The following is an 18,011-nucleotide window of genomic DNA, read 5'->3' as shown; positions in this document are numbered from 1 at the left end:
CTTATTGTCCGATTTTGTTGTTGATGACCAATTGCTTAACGGTGGTGGTCTTGTTTATGCCGGGCAGCACATAGCTTACCTTGAATGCATAAGGGCCTTTTCTTACGGGTGTAAATGGTGTGGTCACGATCGTCCGCATCATTTCTGATATATTGAGCGTTCTGCCCATTGCGTACGCGTTTACGATGTTGCTCTGGGTTTGGTAGTAATCGCCTGATATGTACAGCGGTAGGTTGTAGATTAGCGCTACCTTGCCTGGCGTTGCGCTTTGCCCGGCAACGTATTTCAAGCCTGTTATCAAATTCTCATTGCGCAGATACATCGCTTTCAATGGCGGTAGGCCAAGCTTCTCTGGGTTTCTCCAGGTGATGTCCAGGCTGTTGTCGTATAGGAGCGGCCGTATATGGGTATCGTACCATGAGTTGCCTGTTAAATCGGCCTCCATTTTGATCAGGTTGTTGGGCTGTTCATCGTTCATCTCATAATCGTCGAACTGCTCCTTGGTATTGAACACATAGCCCATTTCGTGCACGCCGTTCGACAATGCCCAGGTGAACGAATATACATTGGTTCCCCTGTCGATCTTCTCGCTGAAGGTATCGTAGATACTGGTGCGGAAATTCATGCTGTAGATGTTTCGCTCTTCTGCATTGCTCAGGGTACCCTCAATCTTCTTGGTGCTTACCGTAAGATCGCTCTCTCCTTCTGAGACCACGGACTGATCGTCGCTCTTCACGTTCCGATCGACCGAATTGTCGGTGTTCTTCGGTACGGCTACTATGCCAAATTCGTAGCCCTTGTTGTTGCTGAGCTTCGGCAGGGCATAGTTGATCTGCTTGTTGGCATAGTTTACTTCAAAATCGGCGGTCTTGCCTTCTTCGGGTATCACCCGACCGGTCTGCTGATAATCACCCGTATTATCAAACAGATACGATTGTCCCCTCAGCAACTTGATATATCCTTCCTTTGCTTCATTTTGGTAATAATTGAGCTGGTTGATGAGCGGATAACTATATGCCACGTTGCTCAAGGGGATATTATCTGGTGCGGTTCCGGTGGTAAAGGTGTTGTTCCTCACTTCCACGTAGGGCACGCCATCATTCAGGAAAGGTACCCATGCACCACCCTTGTTTTCTTCGAACGAGACCCTAACGCTTACCGTAACCTCCTTTAATGGTGGTAAAACTTCATCGGTGGTATAGGCGATAACGGTTCTGTCGTCGTTCCAGCTTTCCTTTCCGGCCAGTTCCGCTCCGCCACTGGTTACGGTAAATTTCTCCATTCTTGCCCTGAACAGTCCATTCCCTTCTATGTTGAAGGATTTGCCGATGGCCATATTGAAAACGGCCTGTGGTACGGCGAACACATCAACGTCCTTATCTGTATTCTTTGGGCTTACATCGGCTATCACCTGTATGTTGGCATCTGCAAATGGGCTTGCGCCTACGATCTTGCATTCTTTACCAACGGTGAACTCGAACTTGCAACGGCCTTTGATGAGTCCTCCCAAAAGGCGGTAGTATCCGCCCACTGCGCCATGGATCCAGGTTGGGTTGGGCAGTTTGGCCTGTAGTGCGGCGGCTACGCCGATATCTATGATGTCGAAGGTTCGCATCCTGCGAAACAGCCTGATCCTGATGCCTATCTTGCCCTGAACAAAGGCATAAACCTGCCCGTTCGCATACCAGCCTCCAATTCCGATAGGGCCGCTTTCCCCTTCACAGTGTGCGGACCGGCCGTAGTCTTTCAGCATCACATCGAAGCCTGCGCCTGCTGCGAAACGGGCATAGAAGATGAGGAACTGAAGATTGCCGGTGTCAAATCCAAGACTCGAGCCAAATGCGATCCCCAGTCCAGATTTCAGTGCGTTCAGATCTCGCATGTAGTCCATGTCCTTCCCGCCCAGAATCTCTGATACGTTGGCTGGTGGTGGGGGGCTTCCGGGCAGGTCCTTGCCCACCATAAAATAGGATTTCGTTTTGGCCAGCCAGAGTATTTCCAGTCCGATGGGCTGACTTGGCGTGCCCAGGTGCACGTACCAGGTGTGGGGCGCAAAATACAATGCGGCCTCTCCGGCCAGCCCACCGGCATTTACGCCCTTTATTGCCCCAGCATATAGGTTTACATATACCTTGAAGCTGGCGAAAAGGGAACTGTTGTCCACATCGTAATCAATGAAGATGCTGGCTGACAACTGCCCTCTCTTGTTGATCGCATCAAAGGCGGAGGTTTTGTTGGCGAGTTCCAATGGTCCGCCTACCGTTCCTGTCTTCGAGAACTCCATGCTGCCCACTTTCAGTGTTGCGGTTACTTCCAACGACATGGGCTGAAGGAAGTTGGCATTGCCCATCAGCATCGCCCTGCTCAAACCTCCGCCCCTGTTGAAGGCGATCTCGAAGCCGACGTTTCCGTTGAAGACATCCTTCTTTTTTACCAGGCCGAACATTACCGCGGCCCTTACGCCCAGCCCTGCGTTCTCATCGGGAAGATAGGCCAGTCCGGTCTGTGAGTTTACGATGGCCAGCGGCCCACCATCTCCGGGCTTCTGTTTTACGCCATAGTAAAGCCCTCCTGCAAATCCATAGATCTCCATCGGTGCGGCTATGGTAATGCCCGGCTGGAACTCTGCCACCGCATCTGCATACCAGTATTTGGTTTTACCCGTATTCCCGAACAGCGTGGTTGCGCTGAGATCTATCTTGAAACTGCCAACGGTTAAACCTGCAGTGAGCGATCCTCTAAAGCCTGAACCGAAAACGGGCTGTTCTTTGAAATAGTTCAGTTCTCCTTCCAAGTGGAATGTTCCCTGATCTACCTTGATGTGTACGCGGTTGAATTCTGTCTTCAGGTATTTATAACGCTGACGCTCATCTTCGCCCACCTCTACCTTGCCCAGTATCATCAGGCTGGCATCGGCCGAGAATCCGTTCTTTGAATCTTTTTCGTTCAATAGGCCTATCATCAAATCGAAACCTAGTCCACGGTTATCATTTTTTTTGATGATTTTGAGCTTGCTTATTGATGCTTTGAAGGTGCCTATGTTTACGGTTACATCCAAGCTGAAAGTACCTGAATGGATAAAGGGGGCTTTGGTAGAGATCACCAATTGTTCGAAGCCTATCGAACCGGTGCTGAATTTGTTGCCGTCTTTTTTATCGTCCTTATCTCCGCTTAAATTGACCCCAATGCTTAACGATCCACTTAAATTGGCCAATGCCTCAAATTTCTTCTCTCTTAGGGCTACTTCGATGAATGAACCTTTGCTTATCTTTACATTTGCGGCTTTGAAGATGTCAAAGCTCATATCCTCTGCGGTGGCCACGTTGAACAGATATTCCTCTCCCGGCTTGAAGATGGCCTTGTAGGCGAGTTTTTTGGTATCGCCACTGATCGGAATGTTCAGCCCACCAGCAAGCCCCGCTCCTATTAATTGGTTGGCCCGAAAGTTTACATAAACACTATCAATTGAATAATTCCATCCTCCCAGATCGCCATTTTCCAGGCTGATCAGGTTCTTGGCAATCACCTCTCCGCTAAACCCGTGGCTGTCTATGAGTACGTTTTTTGCCTGGAATTCTCGTCGCCCGCTCTTGCTTCTGTCCTTTATCTCCTCTGGGAGTTTTACCGAAAAATTGCGGATATAGAATCCACGCCACAGGGCAGGATCTACGCCATTGAGATAATCTTTCTCATAATCTTTGGGGAAGGCCATGTTGGCGGCGTTGTTGGTGTCGCTGAGATCAATGATGGCATCGGTAACGGTTATGGTTATTCCCTTGCTACCTCGAACCTGAAATGGATCGATGCTGATGCTCGCTAGTATATCGTTAAGATCGCTAAACTCTACTGCAAAATAGCCTTTTACCCTTTGATCAGGGAGCTGATTGCCGTTCGCATCTTCTGGAACAAGCTTTTTGGGCATGTTTACCGAAACGCCCAATCCTGCCCGCTTGAAGCCTTTGCAATCAAATTCCAAGTAGGATTTCCCCTTCAGGACGGTGAGTTCTGCCTCCTTACCCATCATGTTGACCTTTGTATCGCTCACCAGGTCTATTCGGGCTGTTCCCAAAATACCACCGCTATAACTCAGTTGCACGGGCTTTACCGTGGCGAAATAAAGGGGTTCTTTTGCGCCTGGCAGGAGAACGGCTGCATAAGCCCGAAACTCTGCATAGTTGGGATAGAGCACCACGTCATCGATCAGGATCGGGGGTTTGCCCTGCCCGCCACCCTTGCCCAAAATGCCAACGGGCGTCAGGTGTACCGCCCCAGCAGTCATTTCTGAGATATTCAAACGGCGGTTTTGCACCGTTGCCTGCAATTTCTTGATGTGCGTAACCAGTGTATCTACTGATTGACCCCTTGCTTTCGTATAACCGCCTATTAAAATCCCCAACAGAAAAATTAAGCGCAAAAATCTAGTCATGTATGGTTTGGTTTACCTGTTTCGTGTTTTCTTGTTTAGGATGTACAAATTTGTTAGGGATTGATTTTGGGGGTGGTTAATTTATGCTTTTGTTCTTTTTATTTTTCTTATGCGGTTCGTAAAACTTATTTGTTTGAGATATGGGTCAGGGTTCGCTATCCCCTCGTCGTGCAACGGGCGACAAAGTGGGGGCAGAACTTACAAAGTATAAGCCCGATGTATTATTGAAGTTATATTTACTACTCATTTGTTTGTTTTATCTCGGTTTATTGCTTTCAAAGGCGACACACGTGCGCTAGCGAGGGATCCTCCTAAATCTTAGGCTCAATGATTTGAATTTCGGAATGACCTTTTAAACTTTGTTTGAGCAAATGATATAGGTACATGTCTAAATTTATTCCTTCATTCTCTATTTTATTTGTATGTAAATATCGCCCAAAGTCTCCATATGGTTGAACTCTCAGAGTGTAACCACTTTCTCCTCCATATCCTCCAAATATGACAAGCATACCAAAAATATTTCTCTCTATATACATAGAGGGTATTTCTTCCCAAATACTATGTTCCCCATATATAAAAGGAGCATTTCCAAACAGTTTTGCAGATATAATTTCAGCTAAATTTTCGATTTTCCAGTTAGATTTTATTTCACAATCCCCCCAAAAATCATAGACTATTTTTTTTTCCATATTTAAAATAATTTATGTGCTGTTGCTTTTACAATAGTTTCATATTCTGGCTGTGTCCATACTCTAAATGTAAATTCTTTTCCGACACCAGTTCTGTATCCACTAATTTTTTTTAAATTTTCTTCTATGTCTTTACAGATTTGTTCAGTTTCCTCTCTGGCGCACGAGTGCCGCGTGTGCATTTTAAAACCATCATAAATATTGAATTTCAATTAGACCCGTGCCTCCACTATAATCTATTGCGCTACTATATTTCCAATGCCAAGCCTCATTTACCAAACCGGAAGCAACGGGATTATTGTGTAGATAATCTGCTTTCTGATCGATAACACTCGCATTCCATAATTCTATAGGCTTGTTGTTGTGCTGGCAAAACTGTTTGTTATTGAATTTATATTTACTACTCATTGTTGTTTTTAATTTTGGTTTATGTTTTCACACGCGACACGCGTGCGCCAGCGAGGGGGAGGAAAATAGAGTAAAAAAGTTAATTATTCAAATAGCCTTTAGTGATAGACTTCCAACTAACGCAGGGTCTCTGCCAATAGATATTTCTATCTTAACAGTATTGCTTACTGGATAGCTTATTGATTCTCTGGGTTTAAACCTATTGAAATAACCTTTAGGATCAACAATTATACTTGGAAAATATTGCTCGATATCATCAGATTTAAAAGGTAATTCTAATTTTTTATCAAAAATGTATATATCACCTTTGAAATACGGGCTACTTTGAAACTGGTAGGGGTAAATGGTTATTCTATCTAGAATACCATCAAAAATACAGAGTTCCAAACTGTCAATCTTAGAAAAATAATTATACCGCCGTCTAATATCATATTCTGACGGTTTTAGAATAAGTTCCAAGTTGCTATAGTTTTCGTACCATTTATCTATATCTGTCCCGATCTCTACAGGGACGCCATCAAAGTATAATTTATCGTCGTTGAAAGTGACACTATTGATATTATCTAATTTTTTCATAAGTCTTGGTAATATCGTTAAATTTATAGTTATATCTGGACTTGAGAGGCTGAATGAAGGTACCGTCCGGTTTGGTCCACCCTACGTTAATAACCTCAATCTCCCTTTGATAAAAACCTATGGAACTAAATAAGGTTTGAGGCTCGGACAATAGCCTAATATCATCGCCTCTCGCAAACGCTTGCTCCAAGAAAGGAAGATTATATTCACTCCAAAATATTTCATTTGCTTCTGTTATTATTTGATTGTTACTTGGATTGACAATACCTTTATTTTTCAATAAATCAGAAGCCCGGTCTTTCAATTTCAGAAAAGTTTCGTCATCTACATCTAAAATATTAATTCCTCCTTTGTTTAATTGCCCCCTGCCGAAGCTTCCTTCAGGTAAATCATATTTTATCCATTTAGAACCAGGAGCGTCTAATAAATCATCAAATTTAGCAATACAAGTTGTTGTTCTGTCTGAGTTTGTAATAATGTCTTTTCCCCAGCCTTGGTATTTAAAACGGATACTTTTCTCCGAAACCTCAGCGACTAATTTATTCTCTTTTGAAAATAACTTTATGACATCCCCAACTCTTTCTTGTCTATATCCAGCATTTATGAATACAGCATAAATTTTTCCTATGTCACCTTTAAAAACTAAACTCCCAGCCGCAATCAGCCCTTTTCTAGCACTACTTACTGCCTCATTCCAATCTATCTCACCATATGCTGCTTTTCCCTCTTTTTCAACCAACTGCCTTACAGCAGCAAGTTGATCAAGCTCACGTGCTACTTGAGCATCAAGATTGGCTTGTTGTCGTAATGCATAAAGCTTGGCCTCATTATCTATAATTGCCGCTACAAATCTAGCTAAAATCTGCTTTTTTATCAGGTTTTTTCCGCTCTGCAAGGCTTGTTTTGAGGCGTTATAAACTGATGATAGACCAGTAGCTGTTCCCTTAACAATATCTTTTGCATTTATGGCTAAGAGGAGATAGTTACTGGCATCTACTATTTCCTTAAAGGAGGCATCTTGCAGTGCTGGGCTAGTAAGGTTGAGGCCTATGTTGCCTACAGCGTTTCCCATTTCCAACACCTTATAAGCGTACCTTAATGCGGCTAACTCTTTTCTTATTTCGCCTGCTAATGTGGCTGTTCGAATTGCTGAGAAAGCCGGAACGCCCTTTACGAAAGTAAGAACGTCTAATGCAATGAAAGTAGTGGTTAGGATTCTGTTTTGAACAGCCTCGTTCGTCAGTTTTTTATCGGCAAACTTCAAGAAGCAGGCAGGTGCATAAACTACCATTCCACCCTCAGTCGGTTCCCTACCCATTTCAATGGCGTTCAATATTTCACTGTTGTTGGTGAAGTTGACGATGGCCACTAATGCAAAGGGATCTAGCTCTATCGCAGCCAGCTTGTTGGTATAGTTGAATGGCTCTGTGGTGTAGTACCCCCCAGCCATGCTTCCCATGGAGACGTATACCTGTTTTTCCCCCTTTATGGTTTCCTCTCTAACTATACTTAGCTTATCACCATCAGTCCAGCTAACATCGGCCAGGGTTATCTGCCCAACAAAGTTTTGTTGACCACCAACTCCTAAAACAAACATTCTTTCTTGAAGATTTGTGGTTACCTCTTTCAGTTTCGCTTCCATATCGGAGCTTTTCAACAGTAGATTTCTTAGAGCAGCGGCCAAGAGCTTATAGTTGTAGCCATCGATATTTTTATCAAGTGTGTACAGCAATATCCTATCGCTGTATTGGGCTCGGAGCTGTTTGTCGTTGAGGCTTAGAGGTTTTAGTTTTAGAACCGAAATAAGTTCATCTACTTCTGTTTCCTCTGTATTTTCGATAAGTTTAAGTGCGTAATCTTCCTTGTTATTTAACGAGGTGAGGTTGCCACATGCCAAATAGGATAGCAACCATTGTTTCTCGCTTGCAGTAAACCCAAGATAATTATTGGACTTTAGCTGCGAAAACTTTTCGTTTATTAGTGCTTTGTCAATCTTTTCTGATTTTACCAGCGCTATTATTTCTGTGTTTAACTTGACTGTTCCATTTAGGAAACGTTTAAGCGATTCTATCAGTGGGCCCCAGCACTTGCTATAGTCAACCCCCGGAATATTTAAATCAAGGTATCCACATTTGTTTGAACCAGAACCACCTTGGGCTTCAAAAACCTTGAATTGTTCGGGGCTCATGGCTTCGAGTAGAAGCGCAATTTGCTCAGCTTGTTCCTTGGTTATGTCTGTTCGTTGAGCAAGGAGCTTGAAGAAATCTTTGGTATGTTCCTTCTGATATTGATATATTACACTGTAAAGCCCCTTATCGAGATAATTTGCCTGGACAAGCTTACCATATATTTTTACGCCATTACTTATAGTAGAATCGGATAGCTTATCAATCGGATAAAACCCTAAAAATTCATTGGTAATGGAATTTTTGAACGCCTTATAGACAATTTCAGTGCCCTGATATGTTATGACATAATTGTTTCCACTTGACTTCTTCCAAATTACTCCATCTTTAAAGATTACTTTAGCGCCCGACGACAATGTTATGGTATCTGTAGATGCATATGGTAAAAATAAATCCTGTACGGCCATTGCACTACTCGCCCCCGCCCCCTCATCGTCCCCTTCAAAAGGCCTAAAAATCAAATCTGGGTTGCGCATGTACTTCCACTGGCTGTACCAAAGTTCGGTGCCGCCATTGTAGTCCATCAGGTTCTGGGTTTGGTCTTGCTTAAAACCGGGATTGTCCCAGGTGTGCTGGAGCATGAAGGCTCCGTGCCCCAGCTCATGCGCTATCGTACGTTCCAGGTCGCCCTTGCTGGTGGCTACAAAGCCCACCTGTCCGCCACGTACCATATATCCTGCGCTGCCGTCGCTCAGTCTCTTCACCAAAAAGATGTAATAGGTGCCGTTTTCCAGCTTGTGGCTTTGCCGATAGGCTTTGATCAGGGCCTTCTGTCCATTGGTGTAGGCGCTCATCACACTGCTGTTGGCCGTTTCCAAGTCATCGAAGGCGGTATTCTGGGCATCGAAATTATCGGCTAATTCTACCTGCCATTCTACCACCGCCTGACTGTATATCTTGTTCAGGCGCTGTTGTATGGATGAGGCGCTTAGCGAGCTTTCGTTGCCGTTTACCGGTATCAGAACCACCTTCTTGCTGATCTTGCCAAACGCACTGATGTTCAGCTTGCCGATGTTTGCCCCTCCCTTGGCGGCATCGGGGTGGTAGGCGTAAATCTCCTTATCGTTGTTCGGCAGGGCGCCTATGATGTTGATGGTATAGATACCGTCTTTCTGCGTTGCACTCAGTTTCTCGCCACTAGCGGTCTTGAACTCCAGTCTATCGGCCGATAGGTTTTTGTCGGTAATCGTGATCTTGGCCTGTATCTCTTCTGCCTGCTGACTCTCTACCGATTTTTGGGATACGTAATATTTGGGCTTGCCCTTGCCCTCATCGCTCAGGGTCTGGTAGCTGGAGGCGTAACTCGCATTCCCGCCCAGTTCTGGCTGATAGGCATCCAAGCCATACTTTTGGTTGGGCGCAAGGAAATCTACCCTGGCCTTGTCGGTGTTCACGGCATAGCTGGTGCTGCTGCCCCCGGCCAAAAGTTCTTTGGGAGGGATCTTGCCCAGATGCTTAACCACGCCGTCCTTGTCTACATTGAAGGTTTCGTTATTCTTGTCCTGGAATACCAAGGGCGGTTGCCCTTCCTTCAGTTTGATGGTGATCTCCTTTGGGGTACCCCCATCAACCGAGGCACTGAACTTCACCGTCTTGGCCTTGGCATCGTAAACGGGCAGTGGCCCTGGCCATACCATGGCGGCATCTACTATGGTGGGCAACCCCTTTGCCGAAACGGCATCCACGTTCCCATCGGCATCTGGCTTTACCGTGATGCTCGCAATCACCTGGTCGATCGATTCTTCCAGCGTTTGACGCGCAAAGACCACTTTTCCATCGGTAAGCTTAAGCTTGATGTTCACCCTGATGTCCTTGAACTCGACCTTGAAGCTCAGGGCGTTCAGAAAGGGTACGCCAACGGTTCCCTTTCCGCTGAACTTGCCGTTAGAGCCGCTGGCCTCGGTAACCACTACGGGAAACTTGCCGGCGAAGAAGATCATGTTCCTAAACAATGCAGGAAGGGCCTCGCCCTTTTCCTCTGCAGAAAGCGTTTCCACCTTGCCGCAAACAAAGTCGCCCTTCGAGAGGGTCTCATCCGGTACATCGAAGGTCTGAAGCTCCGAATAGTCGCCATAACCATAGGTACATTGCGCCTTTACCTGAAACTCATATTTGGTAGAGGAGCGCAGTCCTTGGATCAGGTAGCTTGGGGTAAACACCTCCTGCTCGAACCATTGTGCACCGGGCTTGTTCGATTCGCGGTAGCGGATGCTAAAGGCCTGCTGTAGGGGGTCGGCATTCCAGCTCACCTTGATTGAGGTCATCCCCGATAGTTCGGCGAGGATATTGGTGGGGCTGGCGCACTTGTCGCCATAGGTAAACTTCACTACCTCGCTGTTGCCATTGTTGATAAAGAGGTCCCTGCCCTCGGCCTCTACCGCCTGCACCTGTACGGCATAACTGTTGCCGGGCGTGAGGGCGGGCTCGGTCAGTCCATAAACCAGTACGGTCTGGTCGGTATAGGTTTCGTAAAGGGGCTTGGAGGTTCTTATGGCATCGTTCGGGTCGCGGTTGGCGGGAACGATTTCTACTAGCCTGAACCTGTAGGCGATGTTGTAGGCGGAGTTGATGGAGCCGGTACTTCTTGGTGTCCATTGAAAGACGACATTTTGGGGGTCCAAGGGGTTAACCTTGCCCTGGTTTAGGGGCTGGTTGATGATGGGCGGATAGGCCAAAAAGATGGAGACCACCGAAAGTGCGGAATTGGAGACCAGACTCTTCCGGTAGTAATCGATCACCTCTACCGTAAAACGATAGATGCCCTCGGGCAGCTTGCCCCCGTTACGGGCAAATTCGCTCTGGCTCAGTCCTTGGAACACGAGGTTCTGTGGATTGAGGTAGGGCTCCAGGTCTGCTCCGCTGATCACGCTCAGCTCGCCACCGTTCAACAGGATGGCGGCTACACTGAAATCGTTCTTGCTCTGTATGGTGATGCCGAAGCCTTCGATCTTGATGCGGAGGCGGCAGGCATAATTGGTCTTGGTTAAATCTTTCAGGAACAGGTTCACCTGCAACTTGGTAGAACCCGATGCTGCATAGTCGCTCAGGTAGGAACTGTATGGCGGGTTCACCTGGGTATTGGCGAGCACGGGCGAAACCTGTTGGGCCGTAGTTCTGCTGGCAAAGCCAAAGCTTATGGCAATCAGGCTGAAAAAACATAGCCAAGATCTGAAAGAACGAAGCGAGCTTTTTGAAGATTTACAACCAATCGTGTGGGATTGTTCATCAAGCCCAAATTCTTCAAGCTTCCATTCATGTCTTTCCATCATAATCCTTGTCATCTGCTCCATTTAAAAATTATAATTATAGCCTAGCGTGGTGGTAAACTCCGAGAAGCTTTTCGAACTGGCGCTCTGCGATGTAGCTACCGATGCGCGATTCAAGGCTACCATGCTTAAGTTTAGATTGTGCTTTTTCTTGACCACATAGCTGTTTGTGAGCCTGAAATTGATGATGCTGCTGTTTACTGCGCCATTTGCATAACTCCTGTTTAGGGAGGCGCTGAATGATGACCTCAGTTTTTTATCGAAAAAGGCTTTGTTTATACCGATTGTTGGTCCAAAAGTGCTGGTGCGGATGGCGCCGACGCTGTTCTTGTTTGCGTTGATGCCTGCGGTAAAAGAGATGTTCTTTGGTACAAGGCCCAGGCTGTAACTTGCGTTGATGTTGTAGAACTGACCGCCGCTTTGCTGTACATTACCACCCTGCTTGTCGGCAGAGGTCATGAACGAAACGTTTGTTGTGATCACCTGGTTTTTCTCTTTGCTCTGGCTCAATGAGTAGGTGCTGCTCACATTGATGTTCTGGGTAATCTGTGTGTAGTTGAGGGTATCCAGATTATCATAGGGCGTTAAGGCATTTACCTGGTTGAAGTTGGAGCGTATGTTTACAAAGGACTGGAAGTTGGAGTAACTGCCATTGAAATTGAGTTTCTTGCTGGCCTGGTAGGTTGCGTTCAGGGCACCCACGAACCGTTTCATGCTGCTCTGCTTGGATTTTCGCAAATCATCATGCTGCACACCGGCATTCACGGCCAAGCTCAGTTTTTCTTTGAGCAAGCGCGTGGTGACGTTCGCCGTGATGTTCTCAAAATCGTTTGCGGCGTAATAGGCACCCAGGGTTTTATACTCTGGGGCAATGCGCTCGTAGCCCAATCCTACCGTGTATTTTTTCTCTGTATAGGCCAAACCGAGCTTATAGGCGGTGTAGAAGGCCGTAGAACTGTTTGATCTTAGGAGAAAGCCCAGATTGGGCACCTTGTTGCTCCCCGTACTGTCCCTTGCCGCGGTCTGGTTTCTGGTGAGTGCACTGGCGGCGAATTCTGCGTTCAGCAATATCTTTTTGAACAGGGCCTTGGTGGTGTTCAAGCCGACTACGAGGTTGTCCTGTGGCGTTACCGATCCATTGACAGGCATGCTTGGGTTCGAGCCGATGTTATCTTTGGCCTTGAATATGATCAGGTCGAAATTGTCCTTGTTCTTGGCGTAAGAGGCCTTGATCCCATAGCCCATCCGCCTGTATGCGGGCTCGATGCCGGAGGTTAGATCGCCATCCACGATAACCTCTTTCTGCAAACGCCCGTACATCAGGCTCACCTTGAAAGGACCTGAGGGAGCGAGATCGGCGCCAACCCCCAAGAACAGATGGCCGCTCATGGTATAATTTGAGAAGGACATGCTGCTGTACCCAACATGACCGGTAATCCATTTATAAGTTGGGGTAAGACCATATTGGTTGAATGGCTGTTGAAAGGCACCCTTGCTCTGGTTGGAATAGGTAAAACCCAAAGGCACGCTCCATCCGTACAGATCGATGTTCAAATTACCGGAAACGAAAAAATTGTAAGGCGACCTCCGATCGGTTATACCCGATGCAAAATAAGCGATCTGATTGGTTGAAACCCCACCCGAAATGGTCAATGGCTTCGATTTGCCGATGGCATCGAATTTCTGGGCATACAGGCATAATGGTGCCTGGATCAAAAGGGCACAGTAAAGAATCGAGAAAAAAATAGGTTTGAGCAGCGTTTTCTTCAATTGTATTACGAAAGGGATTTAGCCTAACGACTACAGGTTAAAATAACAGTGCCAAGTAAATATAAATTATTAAAACATTGAATATTAGAAACTTAATAAAAAGAACATATCAAATAATTGCTTTATCGAGTAATTATTTACCCAACATGAAGACAAAATTCCCCGATGAGGAATTTCAATATTGGTTCTTTAGCATGGAAGATCTTAAACTGGAACTAATACAATTTTGGTAGTATTTTTTTTATTAGAAAAACAGTCAAAACCACACTAAAAACAAAATAGCCAATAATTATAAATTTATCGGAGATAGATATTCCTTTACAAGAATAAAAATTTGCACCCCACATTAAAAGAAAGAATATACTTAGACAATTGAATATCGACAATTTTAACAACCAATTATGAAAGGAGTGTCTATTTTGCCTCAAACTTATAAAGCTAACCACAGTAAGATTTAAACAAATCTCGACCATTGAAAAAACAATTCCAAACAAATGACCACATCCTGTATATCTCGGATACAGGGATACCAGATATATAAAATGTATTGAAAACAAAATACTTAATATAATCATCACTCTTAGCGAGGTCAATAAAATCTTTCTCAATAAGGTTTCTTTCCTCACAAAAAAAGTCAACAGGTAAATCAGAGAAACAATACCTAAACCCTTAAGATTGTCCTCCCAACTTAAAAAATCAACCATTACGCATTATTTAAATGAAATTTTAAATCCATTAGTTTTGAAAGAATCTGACCGATTATTTTTCATTTTAATCGAAACTTCTAATGATCCTACCACATCTTTTCTTCCGTCCATTAATATGTATTTTTGAGTTAGCGCAAGGGCTTTTTTTGCTATAGCACTATAATCTGTTAGCCATTTGGCATCAGCCATTGCAATCAACATATATGACTTTGCATAAAAAATAGGAATATAAACTTCTTGAGCACCGAGTTTCTTTGCTATTTCATAATCAATTATTCCTTTTAGTGAGGCCCTCTCTGATTTTGCAAAATCAATCATTTTATTGAAAACATTTAAATCTAACTTTGATTCGTCTAGATTATATTTTTTAGCAATTATCCAGGATAGATTTTTAACATAACTTAAGTACCAATCAGGGCGCATATAAATCAAATCTGGGTATCCTCCATCGGAAATAAAATGATTAAATGTAAAAAAGTCTCTACCATACATCCTAAATTTATCTGTTGGTTTTATTAAATAAACATCACGCATTACCTGCTCTATTGTTTTATTGTGTAAGTGTCGTTTCTGTAAACTTTCATCTGTTAGAAATTGTAGACCGTATTTCTTTGTGTAGTAATTGAAGTACTGAATCCACGGCTCAACTCTTTTTGCTATACCTAATGCTCCCTTACCTTTCCAACTATCAATAGCTAAATTAACAACAGTGGAGTCTGCATCTTTTAATTCATAACTATCAATATCATTAGGTTTGATATTATCGAATTTAGTATGTGCATACGTATCGCCATACCTATGCAAAAGCTCTCCTATTTCTTTGACATTGCCGTTGGGGGTATATAGAATTTTTAACGCTGTTATGAATTCCTCGACCCCATGAAAACCGCCTGTTAAAGAATGTGTTTGTTGTTGTACAATGGGATAAATCCAAGTCTGATTCAAGTCGTAATCCAATGAACTATGAACTCTTGTATCAGGAGCTTCGGTAGCTGTAGCTAATTCTTTGGCTTTATCTTTACTCATTCCCAACATTAGTGAAACCAAGTACACCGTAGAATAGTGTCCATCGGTTTCATAAGCCCCCTCATCATCCCCTTCAAACGGTCTAAAAATCAAATCTGGGTTGCGCATGTACTTCCACTGGCTGTACCAAAGCTCGGTGCCGCCATTGTAGTCCATCAGGTTCTGGGTTTGGCCCTGCTTAAAACCGGGATTGTCCCAGGTGTGCTGTAGCATGAAGGCTCCGTGCCCCAGCTCATGCGCTACCGTACGTTCCAAGTCGCCCTTGCTGGTGGCTACAAAGCCCACCTGTCCGCCACGTACCATATATCCTGCGCTGCCGTCGCTCAGGCTATTCACCAGAAAGATGTAATAGGTGCCATTTTCCAGCTTGTGGCTTTGGCGATAGGCTTTGATCAGGGCCTTCTGTCCGTCGGTGTAGGCGCTCATCACATTGCTGTTGGCCGTTTCCAAGTCATTGAAGGCGGTATTCTGGGCATCGAAACTTTCGGCAACCTCTACCTGCCATTCCACCACCGCCTGACTGTATATCCTGTTCAGGCGCTGTTGTGTGGATGAGGCACTCAGCAATCTTCCATTGCCGTTTACCGGTACCAGGACCACCTTCTTGCTGATCTTGCCAAATGCACTGATGTTCAGCTTGCCGATGTTTGCTCCTCCCTTGGCGGCATCGGGGTGGTAGGCGTAAATCTCCTTATCGTTGTTCGGCAGGGCGCCTATGATGTTGATGGTATAGATACCGTCTTTCTGCGTTGCACTCAGTTTCTCGCCACTAGCGGTCTTGAACTCCAGTCTATCGGCCGATAGGTTTTTGTCGGTAATCGTGATCTTGGCCTGTATCTCTTCTGCCTGCTGACTCTCTACCGATTTTTGGGATACGTAATATTTGGGCTTGCCCTTGCCCTCATCGCTCAGGGTCTGGTAGCTGGAGGCGTAACTCGCATTCCCGCCCAGTTCTGGCTGATAGGCATCCAAGCCATACTTTTGGTTGGGCGCAAGGAAATCTACCCTGGCCTTGTCGGTGTTCACGGCATAGCTGGTGCTGCTGCCCCCGGCCAAAAGTTCTTTGGGCGGGATCTTGCCCAGATGCTTGACCGCGCCGTCCTTGTCCACACTGAAGGTCTCGTCGTTCTTGTCCTGGAATACCAAGGGCGGTTGCCCTTCCTTAAGCTTGATGGTGATCTCCTTTGGGGTACCCCCATCAACCGAGGCACTGAACTTCACCGTCTTGGCCTTGGCATCGTAAACCGGCAGTGGCCCCGGCCAAACCATGGCCGCATCTACTATGGTGGGCAGGCCCTTTGCCGAAACGGCATCCACGTTCCCATCGGCATCTGGCTTTACCGTGATGCTCGCAATCACCTGGTCGATCGATTCTTCCAGCGTTTGACGCGCAAAGACCACTTTTCCATCGGTCAGCTTAAGATTGATGTTCACCCTGATGTCCCTGAACTCCACCTTGAAGCTCAGGGCGTTCAGAAAGGGTACGCCAACGGTTCCCGTTCCGCTGAACTTGCCGTTAGAGCCGCTGGCCTCGGTAACCACTACGGGAAACTTGCCAGCGAAGAAGATCATGTTCCTAGACAATGCGGGAAGGGGCTCGCCCTTTTCCTCTGCAGAAAGCGTTTCCACCTTGCCGCATACAAAGTCGCCCTTCGAGAGGGTCTCATCCGGTACATCGAAGGTCTGCAGCTCCGAATAGTCGCCATAACCATAGCTGCATTGCGCCTTTACCTGAAACTCATATTTGGTAGAGGAGCGCAGTCCTTGGATCAGGTAGCTTGGGGTAAGCACCTCCTGCTCGAACCATTGTGCACCGGGCTTGTTCAATTCGCGGTAGCGGATGCTAAAGGCCTGCTGTAGGGGATCGGCATTCCAGCTCACCCTGATCGAGGTCATCCCCGATAGTTCGGCGAGGATATTGGTGGGGCTGGCGCACTTGTCGCCATAGGTAAACTTCACTACCTCGCTGTTGCCATTGTTGATAAAGAGGTCCCTGCCCTCGGCCTCTACGGCCTGCACCTGTACGGCATAACTGTTGCCGGGCGTGAGGGGGGGCTCGGTCAGTCCATAAACCAGTACGGTCTGGTCCGTATAGGTTTCGTAGAGTGGCTTGGAGGTTCTTATGGCATCGTTCGGGTCGCGGTTGGCGGGAACGATCTCCACCAGCCTGAACTTATAGGCAATGTTGTAGGCGGAGTTGATGGAGCCGGTGCTTCTCGGTGTCCATTGAAAGACGACATTTTGGGGGTCCAAGGGGTTAACCTTGCTCTGGTTTAGGGGCTGGTTGATGATGGGCGGATAGGCCAGAAATATGGAGACCACCGAAAGTGCGGAATTGGACACCAGGCTCTTGCGGTAATAATCGATCACCTCTACCGTAAAACGATAGATGCCCTCGGGCAGCTTGCCCCCGCTACGGGCAAATTCGCTCTGGCTCAGTCCTTGGAACACGAGGTTCTGTGGATTGAGGTAGGGCTCAAGGTCTGCTCCGCTGATCACGCTCAGCTCGCCCCCGTTCAACAGGATGGCGGGTACACTGAAATCGTTCTTGCTCTGTATGGTGATGCCGAAGCCTTCGATCTTGATGCGGAGCCGGCAGGCATAATTGGTCTTGGTTAAATCTTTTAGGAACAGGTTCACCTGCAACTTGGTAGATCCCGATGCTGCATAGTCGCTCAGGTAGGAGCTGTAAGGCGGGTTCACTTGGGTATTGGCGAGCACGGGCGAAACCTGTTGGGCCGTAGTTCTGCTGGCAAAGCCAAAGGTTAAGGCAATCAGCAACAAAATTGCTGAAATACAATTGCAGCCAAATCGAGATGTGGAAACTTGCGTATCTGATATCTTTTCTAGCAAAAAAACACCAAATCGACTCCAGAAAAAGAAATGTTTGAGTGGCGTTTTTTTCAAATGATTTAAGCTAGCGTTTCAACCCAGCCGCTTCATTAAAAAATAATGCC

At 46.0% G+C, this 18,011-nt stretch carries 8 protein-coding genes; all 8 read right to left on the bottom strand.

All coding sequences use genetic code 11. The features are described from left to right. Position 1 precedes the first annotated feature (1 nt). A complete protein-coding gene (locus tag DHW03_RS02230; RefSeq protein ID WP_133248488.1) occupies positions 2–4,426 on the bottom strand; it encodes a hypothetical protein in 4,425 nt (1,474 codons plus the stop codon). A gap of 311 nt (positions 4,427–4,737) precedes the next feature. Then, a complete protein-coding gene (locus DHW03_RS02225) occupies positions 4,738–5,115 on the bottom strand; it encodes a hypothetical protein (protein WP_109924114.1) in 378 nt (125 codons plus the stop codon). Positions 5,116–5,117: 2 nt separating this feature from the next. Continuing rightward, complete coding sequence (locus DHW03_RS02220; protein ID WP_133248487.1) at positions 5,118–5,297, bottom strand: hypothetical protein; 180 nt, start codon at positions 5,295–5,297, stop codon at positions 5,118–5,120. A gap of 10 nt (positions 5,298–5,307) precedes the next feature. After that, the gene (locus tag DHW03_RS02215) at positions 5,308–5,523 is read right to left on the bottom strand and encodes a hypothetical protein (protein ID WP_109924112.1); all 216 of its coding nucleotides are present in this window, start codon (positions 5,521–5,523) and stop codon (positions 5,308–5,310) included. Between the two features lie 87 nt (positions 5,524–5,610). Further along, on the bottom strand, positions 5,611–6,099 hold the full coding sequence (locus DHW03_RS02210) for a hypothetical protein (protein ID WP_109924111.1): 489 nt from the start codon (positions 6,097–6,099) through the stop codon (positions 5,611–5,613). Then, entirely contained in the window at positions 6,083–11,575 is a 5,493-nt protein-coding gene (locus tag DHW03_RS02205) for a fibronectin type III domain-containing protein (RefSeq protein ID WP_109924110.1), read from the bottom strand. The genes DHW03_RS02210 and DHW03_RS02205 overlap by 17 nt, the downstream gene beginning before the upstream one ends. Continuing rightward, positions 11,576–13,321 (bottom strand): porin family protein, encoded by a 1,746-nt coding sequence (locus DHW03_RS02200; RefSeq protein WP_133248486.1) that lies wholly within the window; start codon positions 13,319–13,321, stop codon positions 11,576–11,578. Positions 13,322–14,031: 710 nt separating this feature from the next. Beyond that, positions 14,032–17,961 carry a fibronectin type III domain-containing protein gene (locus tag DHW03_RS02190; protein ID WP_109924107.1) on the bottom strand — a complete coding sequence of 1,310 codons (3,930 nt, stop codon included), beginning with the start codon at positions 17,959–17,961 and terminating at the stop codon, positions 14,032–14,034. Between the last annotated feature and the right edge of the window lie 50 nt (positions 17,962–18,011).

The sequence above is a fragment of the Pedobacter yonginensis genome (genome assembly GCF_003173595.1).
GTDB lineage: Bacteria > Bacteroidota > Bacteroidia > Sphingobacteriales > Sphingobacteriaceae > Pedobacter > Pedobacter yonginense.
Note: the sequence above shows the minus strand (reverse complement) of the source record. Positions and strands in the feature narration are given on the sequence as shown.